13 protein-coding genes and 1 pseudogene are annotated in these 17,611 nt (G+C 69.7%); 2 read left to right on the top strand and 12 right to left on the bottom strand.

Annotated features, from left to right (window positions below):
* Window positions 1–78: 78 nt before the first annotated feature.
* From OG906_RS36120 to OG906_RS36095, 6 genes and pseudogenes are all read right to left on the bottom strand, one after another.
* Window positions 79–339, bottom strand: a pseudogene (locus OG906_RS36120) (restriction endonuclease); the annotation flags it as partial.
* A gap of 73 nt (window positions 340–412) precedes the next feature.
* Entirely contained in the window at window positions 413–2,173 is a 1,761-nt protein-coding gene (gene ltrA, locus OG906_RS36115; RefSeq protein ID WP_329448937.1) for a group II intron reverse transcriptase/maturase, read from the bottom strand.
* Window positions 2,174–2,805: 632 nt separating this feature from the next.
* The gene (locus OG906_RS36110; protein WP_329448496.1) at window positions 2,806–3,291 is read right to left on the bottom strand and encodes a restriction endonuclease; all 486 of its coding nucleotides are present in this window, start codon (window positions 3,289–3,291) and stop codon (window positions 2,806–2,808) included.
* Between the two features lie 586 nt (window positions 3,292–3,877).
* On the bottom strand, window positions 3,878–4,573 hold the full coding sequence (locus OG906_RS36105) for a 4'-phosphopantetheinyl transferase family protein (protein ID WP_329448494.1): 696 nt from the start codon (window positions 4,571–4,573) through the stop codon (window positions 3,878–3,880).
* Window positions 4,570–5,412 carry a metallophosphoesterase family protein gene (locus tag OG906_RS36100; RefSeq protein WP_267827649.1) on the bottom strand — a complete coding sequence of 281 codons (843 nt, stop codon included), beginning with the start codon at window positions 5,410–5,412 and terminating at the stop codon, window positions 4,570–4,572. Before OG906_RS36100 ends, OG906_RS36105 begins: the two co-directional genes overlap by 4 nt.
* Window positions 5,412–6,200, bottom strand: a complete 789-nt coding sequence (locus OG906_RS36095) for a thioesterase II family protein (RefSeq protein ID WP_267797658.1) — start codon at window positions 6,198–6,200, stop codon at window positions 5,412–5,414. Before OG906_RS36095 ends, OG906_RS36100 begins: the two co-directional genes overlap by 1 nt.
* A gap of 277 nt (window positions 6,201–6,477) precedes the next feature.
* Between OG906_RS36095 and OG906_RS36090 the strand changes: the two genes are divergently transcribed.
* Window positions 6,478–7,926: an APC family permease gene (locus tag OG906_RS36090; RefSeq protein WP_329448491.1), complete on the top strand. Its 1,449-nt coding sequence runs from the start codon at window positions 6,478–6,480 to the stop codon at window positions 7,924–7,926.
* 112 nt (window positions 7,927–8,038) lie between these two features.
* Here OG906_RS36090 and OG906_RS36085 read toward each other — a convergent pair whose 3' ends face one another.
* The 3 genes from OG906_RS36085 to OG906_RS36075 all read right to left on the bottom strand — a co-directional run bounded on the left by OG906_RS36085 (window position 8,039) and on the right by OG906_RS36075 (window position 10,870).
* On the bottom strand, window positions 8,039–8,314 hold the full coding sequence (locus OG906_RS36085) for a hypothetical protein (RefSeq protein WP_267797656.1): 276 nt from the start codon (window positions 8,312–8,314) through the stop codon (window positions 8,039–8,041).
* Window positions 8,315–8,327: 13 nt separating this feature from the next.
* Window positions 8,328–9,920: an acyl-CoA carboxylase subunit beta gene (locus OG906_RS36080; RefSeq protein ID WP_329448489.1), complete on the bottom strand. Its 1,593-nt coding sequence runs from the start codon at window positions 9,918–9,920 to the stop codon at window positions 8,328–8,330.
* A 92-nt stretch (window positions 9,921–10,012) separates the two neighbouring features.
* Window positions 10,013–10,870 carry an NAD(P)H-binding protein gene (locus tag OG906_RS36075; RefSeq protein WP_329448487.1) on the bottom strand — a complete coding sequence of 286 codons (858 nt, stop codon included), beginning with the start codon at window positions 10,868–10,870 and terminating at the stop codon, window positions 10,013–10,015.
* 143 nt (window positions 10,871–11,013) lie between these two features.
* Between OG906_RS36075 and OG906_RS36070 the strand changes: the two genes are divergently transcribed.
* On the top strand, window positions 11,014–11,781 hold the full coding sequence (locus OG906_RS36070; protein ID WP_267797653.1) for an SDR family oxidoreductase: 768 nt from the start codon (window positions 11,014–11,016) through the stop codon (window positions 11,779–11,781).
* A 266-nt stretch (window positions 11,782–12,047) separates the two neighbouring features.
* Here OG906_RS36070 and OG906_RS36065 read toward each other — a convergent pair whose 3' ends face one another.
* The 3 genes from OG906_RS36065 to OG906_RS36055 all read right to left on the bottom strand — a co-directional run bounded on the left by OG906_RS36065 (window position 12,048) and on the right by OG906_RS36055 (window position 17,606).
* On the bottom strand, window positions 12,048–13,685 hold the full coding sequence (locus OG906_RS36065) for an FAD-binding oxidoreductase (RefSeq protein ID WP_053680599.1): 1,638 nt from the start codon (window positions 13,683–13,685) through the stop codon (window positions 12,048–12,050).
* Between the two features lie 234 nt (window positions 13,686–13,919).
* Window positions 13,920–15,704 carry an AfsR/SARP family transcriptional regulator gene (locus tag OG906_RS36060; RefSeq protein WP_329448484.1) on the bottom strand — a complete coding sequence of 595 codons (1,785 nt, stop codon included), beginning with the start codon at window positions 15,702–15,704 and terminating at the stop codon, window positions 13,920–13,922.
* A 342-nt stretch (window positions 15,705–16,046) separates the two neighbouring features.
* Window positions 16,047–17,606, bottom strand: coding sequence for an aspartate aminotransferase family protein (locus tag OG906_RS36055; RefSeq protein WP_329448482.1), 1,560 nt, complete (start codon window positions 17,604–17,606; stop codon window positions 16,047–16,049).
* Between the last annotated feature and the right edge of the window lie 5 nt (window positions 17,607–17,611).

Genomic DNA, 17,611 nt, shown 5'->3' with positions numbered 1-17,611 from the left:
TCGACTCCCTTGACCACCACGCTTTTTGACGGCCTGAGACAGTGCGATGACGAGGCCCCGGGGCGGCGGCCCGCCCCGTCAGGAGAGCGCGCTGGGCTTCCTGGGTGGCGGGACGGCTCTGAGGAGTTCCCACAGGGGTCGGGAGCCGGCGGCCCATTGGGCGAGGAGGTGGCGGTCGACGAGGTGGAGGTGCTGGGACTTGGCGAAGGCGAGCGCGGGTCCGGAGAAGCGGCCGTTGGTGAGCATGACCAGGACATCGCCGCCGTGGACCTGGCGGCCGGTGCCGTTGAGGACCTGGAGGTCCGGGGTGCCGACCGCGGAGCCGGACCAGCCGGCCTTGTCGGGTAGGTCCGGCGCATCGCTGCGCCGGACCCCCCTCAGAACCGTGCGTGCGCCTCTCAACGCACACGGCTCAAGCGGGCTGCGAGGCCCGCGCAATAGGTGTCCTACGGTTGCCCCGGGCGTGGAGTTCCCGATGGCAGTCTGCGTGAATCAGCTCCAGATTCAACCTGTCGTTTGAGCCGCCGTCACGTCGGTACACGATGTGGTGCACGTGTAGTTGTTTCGCCGAGGCTGAGAACCATTGGACCCACTCACGTACGTCCTGCGGTTCGAACTCGGCGCCTTCGATCAGGTCCAGCCCACACCTCGGGCAGAGTCCCTTCTGCCGCACCGCCAGCCCGATGTTTCGCTTTCCGTCAGCATCAGGATGTTTGCGACGTCGGGATCTGCTGGCCCAGTATGCAGACAAACTCGGGTCGTCCTTGGAGGCCCGGCCCGTGACCAGCTTATGTCTTACAATTTTGGTCCAACTGAACTTGATGAGGTATGCGCCGGTCTTGCGATCGCCGAATACCCATCTGTCTCGCCTGTGAAGGTTGAATTCCCCCCAATAGTGGGCGATCCTCCATAGTCGCCCCTTATTTCGGTGTCTTCGCATGGCCCACATCCAGAGTCGCTGGAAAACGTAGGAATCCAGCGTTGCGAAGATGTTACTGGAGACGACTCCCCGGTAGTAGGTAGCCCATCCTCGGATAGTTGGGTTGAGCTTGCCGATTAGGGCTATGGTCTCCCAACCGTCCATACTTCGGATGCGTTCCTTGAGAGTCCGGATGAGTCGTTTAACGGCGTCTCGACTCGGCCGAATGATCACCTTCCCGTTGCGCATGCGCTGGATGTTGAACCCGAGGAAGTCGAATCCTTCACTGAGGTGGACCACTCGGGTCTTTTCCTCATTAAAGGCCAGACCCTTGGGCTCAAGCCACTTGGAAAGGCGTTCTTTCACCATTAGTGCTTCTTCCTTCGTCACACAGAGCGCGACGAAGTCGTCAGCGTACCGAATCAAAGTTGGGGCAGTCGGATCGGTACGAGTTACCCTTTCCGTTGCTCCTGCCGCTTCTGTCATTCCGTGTAGAGCGATGTTCAGGAGAAGGGGACTGATCACACCTCCTTGGGGCGTCCCCTCATCGGTTGCCGTTAGCTTCTGGTTCTCCATCACTCCGGCTCTCAACCATCGGCGGATCATTTCCCGTCCGGGGAACGATCCGATGGCCGCAAGGAGGCGTTCATGATCAATGCGGTCAAAGGCCGCTGCCAGGTCCGCGTCCAGTACCCACAGCCGTTTCGTACGTTTTCCCGAGGTGACTGTGTGGATGGTACTGATGGCGTCGTGGCAACTCCGCCCTGGGCGGAAGCCGTAGCTTCTCGCTTCGAAGCGAGCCTCCCACTCAGGTTCCAGGGCATTCTTCGCTCTGGCCTGGTTCACTCGATCCCTGATAACCGGGATTCCTAGAGGGCGCATTTTGCCGCTTGACTTCGGAATGTATACACGCTTGACGGGCTTGGCATCGAGACCCCTGTCGGAAGTGAGCTCCTTGGTGAGGCGCCGTCGTTCCAAAGCGGTAAGAGCGGTCTCGCCATCAATGCCCGCCGTCCTCTTCCCATGGCTCTTCTGCGTCACTCGCCGCACACTTACGGCGAGGTTTGAGTGCGAACGCAGCATGAGCTTTTGAAGGTTTCGTACCTTCTTGAGGTCACCTTCTTGCGCGGCTCTAAAGATGCGCTGTCGAAGTCGCCTTACGTTCTCCTCGGCCTTCGCCCATTCGGATCTGGGTGACCGGCCGTTCACGTTCGAGGGTCCGTTCGCCGCCTCTGGCGACAGTCGAGTTGCCATTGACATGCCGGCTGCCGCTTCCCTTCGGTATCTAACTTGCGCCTCGATGCAGACTGCTTGCAGTTTCTCTTTTTCTGCCTACCTGATCCGCGTGGGCTCCCTTTCGGGCTCAGGCATATGCCTGATATCCGCCGAGTTATAGCCGGGGCTGAAGGTGACCATTTCCGGCGTTTCCTCTGGACTTTCGTCTTGGCGGCTTTCGCTTCTCGGATCATCCTTTCCCGCAAAGGAGTTAGGTCTTCGTTACCTCCGACTTACCGCAGTTCGCGGACCTTTACGGGGTTTCCACGTTCCGCACTATTCAGATGCGGCCTGGTTAGGACGCCCCCTCTGCACCGAGTCCCGTGGTGATCTCGTGGTCGTTTCGTCGCCTTCCACGCACGCGGCGGTTTCCACCGCCAGGACTTACCATCGCGCTTCGGTGGTTCCTCGTCGGCGCGAAGTTGCATTAACGATGCGTTGCAACAGGGATTCACTCTCGTTCGTCCTTCCGGCCTTCCCCTTCACCTGTTCCCCGCGACGAGACAGGGGCTTGGGCTTTTCCAGTTCGGCTTAGGACAACCCCGTTGCCAGGGATGCCCCCGAATGTGGGGACCGACATTGATCACTTGCCGGGGGCGGAGCCTCCCTCCTTATCTCCGCCCGCTGAGTAGTGCGACTTCGTGTCGCACGCGGTGCTTGCACTGGATCACCCAGCGGCGGCCGTAGGGGTCGGTGGCTTTCACGTCCGCGCCGTTGTCGCCCCGTCCGCCGACCTTCTGGGCGTCGGCGCAGCCGTCGCGGTGCATGAGGTCCCGTACGGCGAACTCGAAGTCGTCGTAGTGGAGGCCGTCGAGGTGCTCGACGGCGTAGCGCAGCCCCCGGGACCGCACTTGTTCCCATCGGGCCGCCTCCTGGCGCCGTCGCAGCCAGAGCCATCCGACGCCGACCGCTGTGACCAGGATCAGGATCAGCACCCACGGGTGGGCGGCCAGCCATGACAGGAGGGCCATGACCAGGCTGAAGGCGATCACGGCCGCCAGGCCGCCGAGCAGCCACAGCCCGTTCGGGTGGCCGCTCCTGCGACGCCGTGCGCTGCCACCCCGCTTGCGCCGCCTCGCGGGCGGGCGACGGGTCACCGACCGCTCGCCGTGTCGGGGAAGACGATCGGATACGAGACCGTCGGCTCCGGCCGAGGTGTCGGCCGGTTCTCCCACGCCGGCCACGTGATCGGATACATCGGTTGGACGGACGTCGATCGCGGCTGTGGTCGGGGTAACCCCTGCCGTGGCTCCGCGTCCGCCCCGGCCGTGGTGGGGCTGTTGCCGAGGACGAACACGCCGACCACGAACAGGCCCAACAGGGCGGTCTCCCGGCGGGCCCCCGGTGGCAGCCGGAGGTGGCCACTGACTTTGGTGCCGTCCGACTTCACATACGTGTTGATCCAGGGCACAGCCACATCCCCCTCGGTGGTCGTGTTGCGCCTCCCGGCGCGACCGGCCCATGAAAGCACTTGCCACTGACAACACGTCACCCGAGTTCACCAAGTGTGATCATCTGCTGAACTCGGCCTCGCCCGGGCCGGCTCTCTGGGGGCGCACCCGGGACGCCTCCACGAGACTCTGGGGCGCGCCTGCCGTCCGGGGCCGCTCCCTGCGGTACCCGAGACGGTGGCCGTCGACGTGACCACCCGAGTCTTCGAGGAGGGTCGGGCGGGCGGGGAACTCATGCTTCGCGGGCTCCGGCTCGTGGCGCGGGTCTGGGCAGCGTGATCGCCGTGACGATGAGGCCGTCCCGGACCAGCCAGCCGCCGTCGAGGGAGTCGAGGCGGACGCCGTCGACCTCGGGGCCGGGTACCAGGAGCCGGGCGTGGAAGGTGGACCAGGCCGGGTCGACCGTGATCTCCGCGTCCTGGAAGTCGAGCCAGCGTCCGGTCAGCGGGTACCAGACCTTGTACACGCTTTCCTTGGCGCTGAAGAGCAGCCGCTCCCACTCCACCTCGGGGTGGCGGGCGGCGAGTTCGGGCAGCCAGGCGCGCTCGCCCGCGACGGTCACCAGGTCCGCGACGCCCCGGCTGCGCAGCGGCAGGTTGGGTTCGGCGTCGATGCCGAGCGCGGCCACCCGTCCGGCGGGCGCCACCACGGCCGCCCGGTAGCCCTGGCAGTGGGTCATCGCGCCGACGAATCCGGTGGGCCACCGGGGCGCCCCCTTCGGGTCGCGCAGGATCGGCGCGGGGGCCACGCCGAGCTTGCCGAGGGCCTCGCGCGCGCACCGCCGTACGGTCGCGAACTCCCGTCGGCGTCCGTCCTCGGCGCCCGCGACGAGGAGTTCCTCCTCGGGGTGGAGCTCGGCCAGGGCTCCGGGGTCGTCTCCGAAGGACTCCACGGCGGCCGTGCCCGGGGCCAGCAGTTCCTCGATCATGTGCGCTCCGCGAGGATCCGTACGGCGCCCGCCGGGGCGGTGGCGCGTTGCTTCCATTCCCTCGGATAGCCCAGGGAGACCTCGTGGTGGGGGATCCCGTCCTGGTGGATCAGGCGCGGGATGTGCAGGTGGCCGTAGACCACGGCCGCCGCCCGGAAGCGGACGGGCCAGTCCTCGGTGGCCTCGGTTCCGCACCACAGCGCGAACTCGGGGAACCGCAGGACGCGGGTGGGTTCGCGGACCAGCGGATAGTGGTTGACCAGCACGGTCGGCAGGTGGTCCGGGATCTCGGCGAGCCGCGCGGCGGTGTGCGCGACGCGTGCCCGGGACCATGCCTGGCGGCTGGGGTAGGGGTCGGGGTGCAGGTAGAACTCGTCCGTGCAGACGACCCCGGCCCGCTCGGCGATGTCCATGGCCTCCTGCCGGGTGCGGGCTCCGGCGGGCCGGAACGTGTAGTCGTACAGCAGGAAGAGCGGGGCGATCGCTACGGGGCCGCCGGCGCCCTCCCACACCGGGTAGGGGTCCTCGGGGGTGGTGACGCCCAGGCGTCGGCAGATCGCGACGAGGTGGTCGTAGCGGGCCTGGCCGCGCAGTTGGACCGGGTCGGCGGCGGTGGTCCACAGTTCGTGGTTGCCGGGCGCCCAGATCACCTTGGCGAACCGGTCGCTCAGCAGCCGGAGGGTCTCCTCGAAGTCGACGGTGGACTCGCTGACGTCCCCGGCGAGCAGCAGCCAGTCGTGTTCCGTCTCCGGGCGCAGGCCGTCGACGACCTTCTTGTTCTCGTCGTGGCGGACGTGCAGGTCGCTGATGGCCAGCAGCCTGCCGGGGCCGGTCGGCATCAGGCGGCCCCCAACGCGCTCGCGCCGCGGCGGTGGAGTGCGGCGCGGATGACGGCGGCCACCTGCGGGACGCTGTGGTCGAGGTAGAAGTGCCCGCCGGGCAGGATCCGTACGTCGCTGCCCGCGGCGGTGTGCACCCGCCAGGCGGCGGCGTCCTCGACGGGGACGACGGGGTCGCGGTCGCCGACGAGCACGGTGAAGGGCACGTCGAGGGGGCGGCCGGGCTGCCAGGCGTAGGAACCGATGGCCTTGTAGTCGGCGCGCAGGGGCGGCATGACCATCTCCAACAGGTCGGGGTCGTCGAAGACCTTCCCGACCGTCCCGCCGAGCGTGCGGATCATCGCGATCACCTTCTCGTCGGTGTCCAGCCGGTCGCTGGCGCTGCCGAGCGGGGTCGGGGCGAACCGGCCGGACAGGAACAGCCGCTCGGGGGCGGGCAGTCCGCGCCGGTCGAGTTCGCGGGTCAGCTCGTACGCGAGCACGGCGCCCATGCTGTGCCCGAAGAAAGCGTACGGGCGATCGTCGCCCCGGCGGCCGGGCCCGAGGGTCGAGCCGGCGGCGAGTTCGTCGGCGAGCGCGGTGACGAGCCGGCCTATGTCGTCGACGGCGGGTTCCATCCGGCGGTCCTGACGGCCGGGGTACTGCACGGACAGGACGTCGAACTCGGGGGTCAGCTCCTGTGACAGCGCGAGGTAGGCGCTGGCCGCGCCGCCCGCGTGCGGAAAGCAGAACAGGCGCGTGTCGCTGTCGGACGCGGGGCCGAACCGCCGGAACCAGTCATTGGCCATGTCTTCTCTCCTTCAACATCCTGTCGAGTCGACTTCCAGGGTGGGTCGAGCCGGTGGACCGCCGGTCGAGAGGCCTTGGACGGGTACTACAGGCACCCCCACAGCCTGGGCGAACGTCGCGCCGGAGCGGGCGGTGGGCCGCGGGTTACCGCGCCGTGAGACGGCGTGGCGAGACTTCCAACCGTTTCTCGCCACTCCCCACCGAGCTCCCCATCGAGCCTGAGCGGTCCCCTTTCCGCTCTCCTCTCCCCCGCTCCCGCCCTTGGAGGCGCGCCCCATGTCCAGCACGGAAACGGAACCCCGGCAACTGTCCCGGGGTCAGATCGTCGGTCTGGCCGTCGCCAGTATGATTCCCGCGGTGGGTCTGGCCGCGGTGCCCGCCCTGATGTTCGTCTCGGCCGGGAACGGCAGTTGGCTGTCCGCCCTGCTGTCGGCCGCGGTGACCACGTTCGTCGGCCTGTCGGTCGTCACCTTCGCGCGCCGGCACGTCGCCAACGGCTCGCTGTACTCCTACCTTTCGCTGGTCTTCGGCCCGTGGGCCCGGCTGGTGGCCGCCGCGGCGCTGCTGCTGGGCTACGCGGCGATGATCGCCGGCATCACGATGGTCATCGGGGTGTACGTCGGCAGCTTCCTGCTGTCGCGGGGGTACGCGGCCGGCCTGGAGGTGCCGGCGCAGCTCGCGGTGTACGCGGTGGCGCTGCTGATCGCGGTGTTGTTCGCGCGGCGCGGCGTCGACCTGTCGGTGAAGGCGGCGGTGGTGTTGATGGCCGTGGCGATCCCGGTGGTCGGGGTGGTCGTGGTGGCCGGCGCGGGTACGACCGGACTGCACCTGGCGGAGCAGTTGTCCTTCGAGGGCGGGTTCTCGTTCAGCGGGGTCTTCCAGGGCATGGCGGCCGGGGCGACGTTCCTGATGGGTTTCGAGAGCTGCGCCGCGTTGGCGCGGGAGACGAAGGATCCCAAGCGGGACGTGCCGTTCGCGGTGCTGGGCATTCCGGTGCTGCTCGGTGTGGTGTACCTGGTGGCGACGGTGCTCCAGGTACCGGGGCTGTTCGCGGCGGCGGACGACCTGGCGGCGGGCATGTCGCCCGCGGCCGCGCTGGCGTTGAACGCGGGATTGGGCGAGACCTTCGCGAGCGCCACCGACCTGGTGCTGGCGGTGGCGACCTTCGCGGGTCTCATCGGGTTCGTGAACTTCGGGTCGCGGTTCGTGGCGACGCTCTCGGACGACGGTCTGTTGCCGCGCCGGGTGGGGCGCGCGCACCCCGAGCACGGGTCGCCGACCGTCGCCGTGACCGTCCTGGCGGTCATCGGCTTCGCGGTGCTGGCGGTCGCCGTGCTCGCCTATCCGGACTCGCTGCTGTCGGTGTACTCGGCGCTGGCCACGCTGATCGTCTACCTGTGGGTGTTCCCTTACGTGCTGATCTGCGCGGCGCACGTGGTGCTGCTGGTGCGCGAGCGGGCGGTGAAACCGCTGTCGTACCTGACGGCGGTGCTCGGGGCGACGGCGATGGGCTGGGTGTACCTCAACGGGTGGGTCAACCCGCCCGCCTCGCCGGTGGACGCCATGTCGTACGTGGCGCTGGTGCTGATCGGGGTGACCGTGCCCGCCCTGGCGTGGGCGCGGCGCAGTGCGCTGCGGTCGGCGGGGGAGGTTTCCGGGGCGCGGGAGGTCGGGGAGGTCCGCGCCCCGGCGGCGGAGCGCCTGCCGGACTCGGCGCGCGCCTGACCGCGGCGTGCGGCCCGTGTGGTCCCGGCCGCCGGCCGGGCAGGCCCGAGGCCCCGTCCCACCGTGTGGTGGGGCGGGGCCTCGGGCCGTGCGGGGGTCGATCATGCGCCGCTCAGGCCGTGTTGGCCCAGGTGGGCTGGGCGCCCGCGGCCCAGGACGTGGCCGCGCGGCGGCGGGCCGCGGAGGGCGTCCAGCGGGCCGCGGCCTGCTCCTGTTCCTCCTCGGCCAGCCGGATCGCCTCGGCCGCCCGGGCCCGCATGACCGCCGACAGGGCCACCGCGAGCGCGGCGACCTCCTCGGCGGCGGGTGAGCCGCTGGTGATGCGCCAGGCCTGGGCGGAGAGGAACTGCGACGTGTCCGGCTCGGTGGGGACCGCTCGTACCGCCATCGGGTGTCTCCCTCTACTGGGGCTGGTTGCCGTGCTTGCGGCTGGGCAGGGGGGCGTGCTTGCCGCGCAGTACCGCGAGGGCGCCGATCAGCGCGGCTCGGGTGTCGGCCGGGTCGATGACGTCGTCGACCAGGCCGCGCTCGGCGGCGTAGTACGGGTGCATCAGTTCCTCGCGGTACTCGTCGATGCGCGCCGAGCGGGTGGCCTCGGGGTCGTCGGAGGCGGCGATCTCGCGGCGGAACACCACGTTGGCCGCGCCTTCGGCGCCCATCACGGCGATCTCGTTGATCGGCCAGGCGAGCGCGATGTCGGTGCCGATCGAGCGGGAGTCCATGACGATGTACGCGCCGCCGTAGGCCTTGCGCAGGACGAGCGAGATCCGCGGGACGGTCGCGTTGCAGTACGCGTACAGCAGCTTCGCGCCGTGGCGGATGACGCCGTTGTGCTCCTGGTCGACGCCCGGCAGGAAGCCGGGCACGTCGACCAGGCTGACCAGCGGGATGTTGAAGGCGTCGCAGAGTTGGACGAACCGGGCGGCCTTCTCCGACGACTGGATGTCGAGGACGCCGGCCATGTTCTGCGGCTGGTTGGCGACGATGCCGACGACCTGGCCGCCGAGGCGGGTCAGCGCGCAGATGATGTTCGGCGCCCACCGCTCGTGGACCTCGAAGAACTCGCCGTGGTCGGCTATCTCCTCGATGACCTTGTGCATGTCGTACGCCCGGTTGGGGTCGGCCGGCACCAGGTCCAGGAGCGCCTCCGTGCGGCGGTCGGCCGGGTCGTCGGCGACTTCCGCCGGGGGCAGTTCCCGGTTGTTGGAGGGCAGGTAGGAGAGCAGGTGTCGGACGTCCTCCAGGCAGTGCTCCTCGTCGTCGTACGCGAAGTGCGCCACGCCCGAGACGGAGGAGTGCACGTCGGCGCCGCCCAGGGCGTCCTGGGTGATCTGCTCGCCGGTGACCGCGGCGACCACGTCGGGGCCGGTGATGAACATCTGCGAGGTGCCCCGCACCATGAACACGAAGTCGGTTAGGGCCGGCGAGTAGGCGGCGCCTCCCGCGCACGGGCCCATGATCACGCTGATCTGCGGGATCACACCGGAGTTGCGGACGTTGCGCTGGAAGATGCCGCCGTACCCGGCGAGGGCGGTGACGCCCTCCTGGATGCGGGCGCCCGCGCCGTCGCACAGGCCGATGATCGGCGCCCCGGCCTTCTCGGCGAGGTCCATCAGTTTGTGGATCTTCTGGGCGTGTGCCTCGCCGAGGGCGCCGCCGAAGATGCGGAAGTCGTGGGCGTACGCGAACACGGGTCGGCCGTTCACCTGGCCGTAGCCCGTGACCACGCCGTCGCTGTGCGGCTTCCTGTCCTCCAGGCCGAACCCGGTCGCGCGGTGCCGCCGGAAGGCTTCCACCTCGGTGAACGTGCCCTTGTCGAAGAGGAGTTCCAGGCGGTCGCGGACGGTGAGCTTGCCCTTCTTCCGCTGTGCCTCGGTGGCCTTCTCGCTGGGGCCGGCGATGACCGACTCACGGAGTTCGGCGAGCTCCGCCACCCTCGACCCCATGGTCGCGGCCGGCGGAGGGCCGGTCGGCGCTTCCTCGACGATGCTCATGCTTGATCCTTTCCAGATCCGAGAGGCGTCTCGTCGTCCCGAACAAAACGCGGTAGACCCCTACAGACTGGCCAATACGACTACACAACCACTCAAGCGCGCCAAGCGCCGGACTCGGCGGCCGTCGCGACGTAGTCGGCGAAGTCGCGCGGCTCCCGGCCCAGGGCGCGCCGCACCCCGTCGGAGACCTTCGCCTCGAAGCCCTGCTGGACCGGGTACAGGGCCGCGGCCCAGATCGCGGCGTCGGCGGCCGGCACGCCCTGTGCGCCGAGTTCCGCGATGAAGTCCGGGGTGGAGAGCGGCGTGTAGACGGCCTTGCGGCCGGTCGCCGCCCCGATCAGGTCGAGCACCTCGGGCAGGGACACCGCGCGGGGGCCCGAGAGTTCGTACGTCTGCCCGTCGTGGCCGTCCTCGGTCAGTGCGGCGACGGCCACGGCCGCGATGTCCTCGACGTCGATCCAGGTCGCGGCGCCGTCGCCGGCCGGCAGCCGCAACTCGCCGGACAGGACGCCCTCGTTGAAGAAGCCCTCGTCGAAGTTCTGGGCGAACCAGCCCGGGCGCAGCACCGTCCAGGCGAGGCCCGATTCGCGGACGGCCGCCTCGCCGGCGAGGAAGGCGTCGCTGGTGGAGGGGTCCTCGCCGTAGTAGCCGGGGGTGTCGACCCCGCGGGCGGAGAGCAGTACGAGGCGGCGGACGCCGGCGTCGGCGGCACGCCGGGCGAGCTCGCGGGTGCGCGGTTCGCTGTCGTTCTGGACGATGTACACGCCGGACACGCCGTCGAGGGCCGGGCCCCAGGTGGTCTCGTCGAGCCAGTCGAAGCGGGTTTCACCCGAGCGCGAGGCGGACCTGACCGGAACTCCGCTTTCCGCGAGCCGGCGCACCACCCGGCGGCCGGTCTTTCCGGTGCCGCCGATGACGAGTACGGGATTCTGAACCGAATTCTGAGTCATGGTCCGATGGTAATTCGTGGATTCGTTTCCGACACCGGACGATGACCCGCCGGTGAACGGCCGATGAGTGGAGCCGGGCAGCATCACACTTGCGACCTCATCTGCAGCGGCCGCGCCTGGACAAAAGAATTGGGAGTATCCGAATGACTGCCCTCACGAACAAGACTGCTCTGGTCACCGGTGGCAGCCGGGGCATCGGCCGCGCCATCGCCCAGCGCCTGGGCAAGGAGGGTGCGCTCGTCGCGCTCACCTACTCGAGCGACGAGGCCGCCGCGAAGGAGACGGTGAACTCGATCGAGGCCGCGGGCGGCCGTGCCTTCGCCTTCCGCTCCGCGCTCGGTGTCGCCGGTGACGCCGACGCCCTGTGGGCCGCCTTCGACGAGCAGATCGGCGCGCACTCCGACACCGCGGGCCTGGACATCCTGGTGAACAACGCGGGGATCGCGGGTCCGGGTCTGATCCACGAGGTGTCGGAGGCCGACTACGACAAGGTCTTCGCCATCAACGCCAAGGCCCCCTTCTTCATCATCCAGAAGGGCCTGGACCGCCTGCGCGACGGCGGCCGCATCATCAACATCTCCTCCGGCGTCACCAAGGTCGCCTTCCCCGGCATGACCTCCTACGCCGCCAGCAAGGGCGCCATCGAGGTCCTCACCCTCACCCTCGCCCAGACCCTCGGCAGCCGCCAGATCACCGTCAACGCCGTCTCCCCCGGCACCATCGAAACCGACATCCACCCCTGGATGGCCATCCCCGAGGCCAAGGCCCAGGCCGCCGCCTTCTCGGTCTTCAACCGCGTCGGACAGCCGGGCGACGTCGCCGACGTCGTCTCCTTCCTCGCCTCCGACGACGCCCGCTGGGTCACCGGCCAGAACATCGACGTCAGCGGCGGATCCGGCCTCGGCATCTGATCCATCCCCCACACCCGACGTCATGTCGGACGCCGGGTTTCGGTCCCCACGCCGATCGGTCTTCCGTCCGCACACGGAGAACCCGGACGCCGCCGCCTCCACCGCACAGGGGGGCGGCGGCGTCCGTCGTGCGCCCGGTTCCGCCGGCGCGCCGGCGGTCACCCGGTCACGGCCACGGACACGCGCTCGCGCTCGCGCGCCGAAGGCCCCCGGCCCGAGGGGTTCTCCCTCGGGCCGGGGGCCCGGTCGGTACGCCGGCCCGTGGATCAGGGCAGTCTGATCGACAGGGTGTGGCGGAACACGTTCCGCGGGTCCCACTGGTTCTTCGCCGCCTGCAGGCGGCAGTAGCCGTCCTTGAAGTACAGGTGGTGCCAGGCGATCCCCGAGGTGTTCAGGGTCGAGTCGGCCAGGTCGGCGTCGGCGTAGTTGATGAACGCGCCGTCGTTGACCACGCCCGGGCGGGGGACACCGCCGGTCGCGGCGTGGACGTCGCGGTAGAACTCCCGGATCCAGGCGAGGTTCGCGGCGTCCTCGGCCGGGGTGGCCCAGAGGTTGACGAACAGCATCTTGATGATCGAGTCGCGCTGTGCGGTGGCGGTCGCCGAGGTGGCCGGCACGTTGGCCGCGGCGCCGTAGCCGGCGATCTCCACGAGGGCCGCGGAGTTGGTGTAGTCGTTGCGCGTGAGGTGCTTGTAGAACGCCTTGATCTGCGCGGCGGGCATGGTCTTGCGCAGGTAGGAGGACTTGGCCTTGAAGCGGCCCTTGCCCTCGAAGCCGGAGCCGCCGAGACCCGGCCAGTGCAGGACGTTGTACAGCCAGTCGACGCGCCGGCGGGTGTCCACCCGGTACGTCAGGCCCGTGCCGGCGACGATCGCGGCGAGGTAGTCGTCGAGGAGCTGGTCGGCGTTGGGCAGGGCCGAGTCGATCTGCGAGCTCATCAGGAACTCGCCGGCCAGCTTGTGCCGCGGCTTGATCGCGCTGAAGAGCTTGGCGTACGGGGAGGTGGCCGAGGAGTTGTCCTCGTGCCACTTCGTGAAGTTGTGCAGGAGCCGGGTGAACGCGGCCTCGGTCATGCCGGTCCAGGAGAAGGCGACCTCGGAGATGATCAGCTCGCGCGGCGCCTTGGGCAGGAACAGGGCCGGGTCGGTGGACGTGGTGTTGGGGCTGCGGAACCAGTAGCGGGTGACGATGCCGTAGTTGCCGCCGCCCGCTCCGGTGTGCGCCCACCACAGTTCGCGGTTCGGGTCGTTCGCGTCGCGGGTGGCCACGACCTTGCGGGCGACGCCCGCGCTGTCCACGTGCACGACCTCGACGGCGTACAGGTGGTCGACGGTGACTCCGTGGGAGCGGGCCAGCGGACCGTACCCGCCGCCCGGTATGTGACCGCCGACGGAAACCGTCGGGCAGGTGCCACCGGGGATGGTGACGCCCCAGGTGTTGTAGAGGGTCTCGTACACGCTGCCGAGCTGGGCGCCGGCCTCGACCGCGACGGCGCGACGGCTCGCGTCGTGGGCCACGCCGGTCATCGCCGAGATGTCGATGAGGACGCGGATGTTGGCGTTGCTCGTGAAGTCCTCGTAGCAGTGGCCACCGCTGCGGACGGCGAACCGGACCCCGCGGTCGAGGGTCTCCTGCACCGCCTGGACCACCTGGTCCGCCGTGCTCGCGACCAGCACGTAGTCGGGGGTGCCGACCCAGCGGCCGTTGGCCCCCGCGACCAGGCTCGCGTAGCGCGGGTCGGACGGCGCCACCGTGACCAGGGAGGTCGTGGCGATGCCGGCGGCGGCCGTCGGCTCGGCGGCGAACGCCTCACCCGCCCAGCCGCCCAGTGCGGGCAGAGCCAGGGCTGCGCCGCCGGCGGCCGCAGTGTGTCTCATGAACACCCGGCGGGAAACTCCGGTCATTAGCGTGTACCTCCACGAAGAAATGGTTCTGGAGTTACGGAACTCGACGTCACGCCGCACACCGGGTGGAGGCGGGGTGGAGTCAATGGCCGTCAATCCCTTTGAAACGCAGATTATCGGCCAGATTCCATCGTGAAGTAATCCGTCACCAATTCCGCTTGTGGAGGTCCGATTCAATTGGTAAGGGCATCGAAAACACGGGGATGAAATGCCCCGGTCCGGGGTCGGGCGGCGTCAGACCGCCCAGACCCCGGTGGTGGCCGGCCCGCGTTCGCGCAGGACCCCCAGCGACCCGCCGAGCGGGACCTCCAGTGCCTCGCGGGTGGCCTCGCAGAGCTGGATCTCACCGGCCGGCGAGAGTTCCAGCAGGCACTGGCAGGTGTCCAGCAGCGCGCCGTTGACGGACGGCGCGGCGGAGGGGTCGTCGGGGCGGTAGCGCACCAGCGCGTTGCCGGTCGCGACGGCGGCGTGCAGGGTCAGCCCGTGCCAGGGCGAGGGGTTCGGGCCGCCGTCGGTGGCCGGATCCGTGAGCCGGTCACGGATGGCCGCCGCCGCGCGGACCGCCCGCAGGGCGCTGTCCTCGTCGCCGCCCGCGCGGAAGAGGCCGAGGGAGACGGCGCCGATCGAGGTGACGGCGTCGCCGCCGAAGCGCTCGATGCGGCGGCGGGCGATCGCGTTGACGCTCTCGAACATCTCGTCCATGAACTCGGGGGCGCCGCCGGGTCGTTCGGCGGTGATCCGGGTCTGCACGAGAAGCACGCTGATGCGGCGGCGCTCGGTCACCACGGCCCGGGACAGGGGCTGGGGCACGGGCTGCGACCGTCTGACCGACCCGGCGCGGGGCGCGCCCGGGCGCTCGGCCAGCAGGAGGCCGCGGGGGTGGGTGGGCACGGCGGCCAGCATCCGCCGCCGGTCGTCGCGGCGGTCCTCGCGCGGGTCCGCGTACCGCTGCTCGTACCGCTCCTCGTACAGCTCCTCGCGAAGGTCGTCCCGGCGGTCGTCGCGGCGGTCCTCGCGCAAGTCGTCGCGGCGGTCCTCGTGAAGGTCGTCGTCGTGGTCGTCGCGGAGGCCCTCGTGCCGGTCCTCGCGCAGGCTCCCGGACCGGTCGTCCCGGAGGTCCTCACGGTGGTCCCGGTCCTCGTGCCGCTGCTCGCGGCGCTCCTCCCCGGGGCCCGTCCGGCGGCCGGCGGGGCGGGCCTCCCGGACGTCCTCGCGCCGGCGCACCTGCCCCCCGGGGACGCCGACCGGGGCCGAGCCGCCGAGGACGACCGCCGCGGGGGCGAGGTTCAACGTCGGGTCGTGGGCCAGGATCGCCTGCTGGAGGCGGCGCAGTTCGTGGCCCGGTTCGAGGCCGAGGTCCTCCACGAGGGTGACGCGGATGCGGTTGTAGACGCCGAGCGCGTCGGCCTGCCGGCCGCAGCGGTAGAGCGCCAGCATCAGCTGTCCGGAGGCGCGCTCGCGCAGCGGCTCCGCCTCGACGGTGGTCTCCAACTCGCCGAGGACGGCGTAGTGCTGGCCGCAGCGCAGCTTCGCCTCGAAGTAGTCCTCCAGGACGTCGAGGCGGGTGTTCTGCACGGCGGTGAGTTCCGGCCACATGGTGCCGGTCTCGACCAGGTCCGACAGGACCGGGCCGCGCCACAACTCCAGTGCCTCGCAGAACCGGTTGGCGGCCTCGTGCGGGGAGCCGCCGGAGAGCAGGGCGCGGCCCTGGCGCACGCGCCGGCGGAAGAGGTGGAGGTCCACGTGGTCGGGATCGACGCGGATCATGTAGCCGGGCGCCCGGGTGACGAGCTCGGCGGGCGCCCCGTCGAAGCCGGGGTCGCACTGGTTCAACATGCCGCGCAGTCCCCACACGGCGTTCTGAAGGATCTTCCGCGCCGTGACCGGAGCATTGTCGGTGCTCCAGAGCGCGGCGAGGAGTTGGCTGGTGGGAACGACCTGGTTGGCCTGCAACAGCAGATATCCCAGTGTGGCGCGCGGCTTGGTGCCGCCGAGCGGTACCGGCTGGTCAGCGGACATCACTTCCAGCGGACCCAACATCCGAAAGCGCATATCTCCCCCGGTCCTGCGGCTGATAGCTCATGCTCACTCGACCGGAAGATTACAAACCAGCACGCCGGTTTGTCAAAAGGTTAGATGAGCACACCGGAGCACACAGAAGGGCGATTCCGACCCCTCTCCGAGGGTCCTCAACTTCGGTAAAACAAAAGGCCAGAGGGCCCGGGAGGGGGGATCCCGGGCCCTCTGGCGATGGGGCGACCACAGGGGGTCAGTCGCCACACGAGTGACTCGCTCTTCGGCCACTCAAGGGGTTTGCGACCGAATCTCCACCCCCAAACAGCACAAGCGGTCGGATTTTGATCAGCCGATCGGTGCGAGGCTCGCGCCATCCGTGTCCCGGATGATCACGCACACGTCGCGGAGCGCCTCTTCCAACCGGCCGATCTCCTCGTCCGTCAGGTACACCGACGGCTCGAACCGCAGGGTGTTGACGGCGCTGGAGGTGGGGAACGTCCGGATCCGGTGCGCGCGGAGCATGTGCCCGGCGACGAAGTACCCGAAGAACCCGCTCTGGGCCACCGCCTTGAGCGGTTCGGCGGCGGAGCCCGACTGGTCGTGGAACTCCAGCCCCAGCATCAGGCCGCGGCCGCGCACGTCCTTGACCGTCTCGGGGAAGTCGTCCCGGACCGAGCGGAGCATGGCGAGCAGCCGCTCGCCGCGCTCGGCCGCGCGCCGGTAGACCTCGCCGTCGTCGGCCTCCATCAGTTCGAGCACCTTGAGGGCGATCAGACAGGAGAAGCTGTCCTTGGCGAACGTGGAGCTGTGCGCCAGCTCGAACTGGCCGCGGTAGATCGGCTTGCGCACCAGCATGACGGCGGCCTTGGCGATGCCTCCGCCCAGGCTCTTGGCGAGGGTGTAGTAGTCGCCGCGCAGCCCGAGGTGAGTGGCCGCGAGGAAGCTGCCGGTGCGGCCCATGCCGGTCTGCACCTCGTCGATGACGATCGGGATCCCGGTCTCCGCGCAGACCTCCTGGATCTCGTCGGCGAACTCCCGGCTCAGCTCGTGGATGCCGCCCTCGCCCAGGACGGGCTCCAGGACGAAGGCCACGAAGAGCGGGAAGTCCCGCTCCACGACCTGTACCTGGCCGCCCTCGACGACGAGGTCGAGCAGGTGGGCGCGCTCCTCGTCGATGATCTTGCGGATCGTGCCGGGTCGGTCGCGCGGCACGAACCGGGACTGCGCGGCCAGCGCCTTGAACGGCAGCCGGTACCCCTCGTTGTGGGTGAGCTGCACGCTGCCGGCGAGCTTGCCGTGGAAGCCGCCCTCGGGGACGAGGAAGAGCGGGCTGCGCCCGCGCTGGGCCTCGTTGCGGGCGAGGACGTCGGTGACCAGGTCCTCGAAGGACTCGGCGACGGCGGCCGGGACGCTCGCGGCGCCGGCCTCGACCTGTCCGCGCACATCGGCCACGTGGGCCGCGATCTCGTCGGAGAGCGCGGTCAGGCGCAGGCCCCGGTCGAGTTCGGCGTGCTTGATGGCGGCCTCGACGGCCTCCGCCCCGCTGTTGGCGAAGATGGCGTAGTACTGCTCGTCGTCCCCGCGTTCGCGCTGGACGATCCGGTTGAGGACCTCGGCGACGTCGTTGGCGTACGGGTGCCGCGAGAACTGCGCGTGGACGGGCGTCTGCGCGTCCAGCAGTTCCTTGGCGTACGCGTTGATCCCGGGATGGTTGTGCCCCAGCATCAGCGAGCCGTAGCCGCCGACGTAGTCCAGGACGGGGATCTCCCGGCCGTCCTCGTCGCGCAGGTAAAGGGTGTTGCCCTCGCCGCGCACGTACTCGGCGTCCAGACCTCCGGAGGCGAGCACCCCCAACAGGAAGGGTTCCGCGTACTCGGTCGTGGCCGTGGTGGGTTCGGCGGTCATGTCAT

This window comes from Streptomyces sp. NBC_01426 (genome assembly GCF_036231985.1).
Classification (GTDB): domain Bacteria; phylum Actinomycetota; class Actinomycetes; order Streptomycetales; family Streptomycetaceae; genus Streptomyces.
The sequence above is the reverse complement of the archived record's forward strand: the minus strand, read 5'-3'. Positions and strand labels throughout refer to the sequence as shown.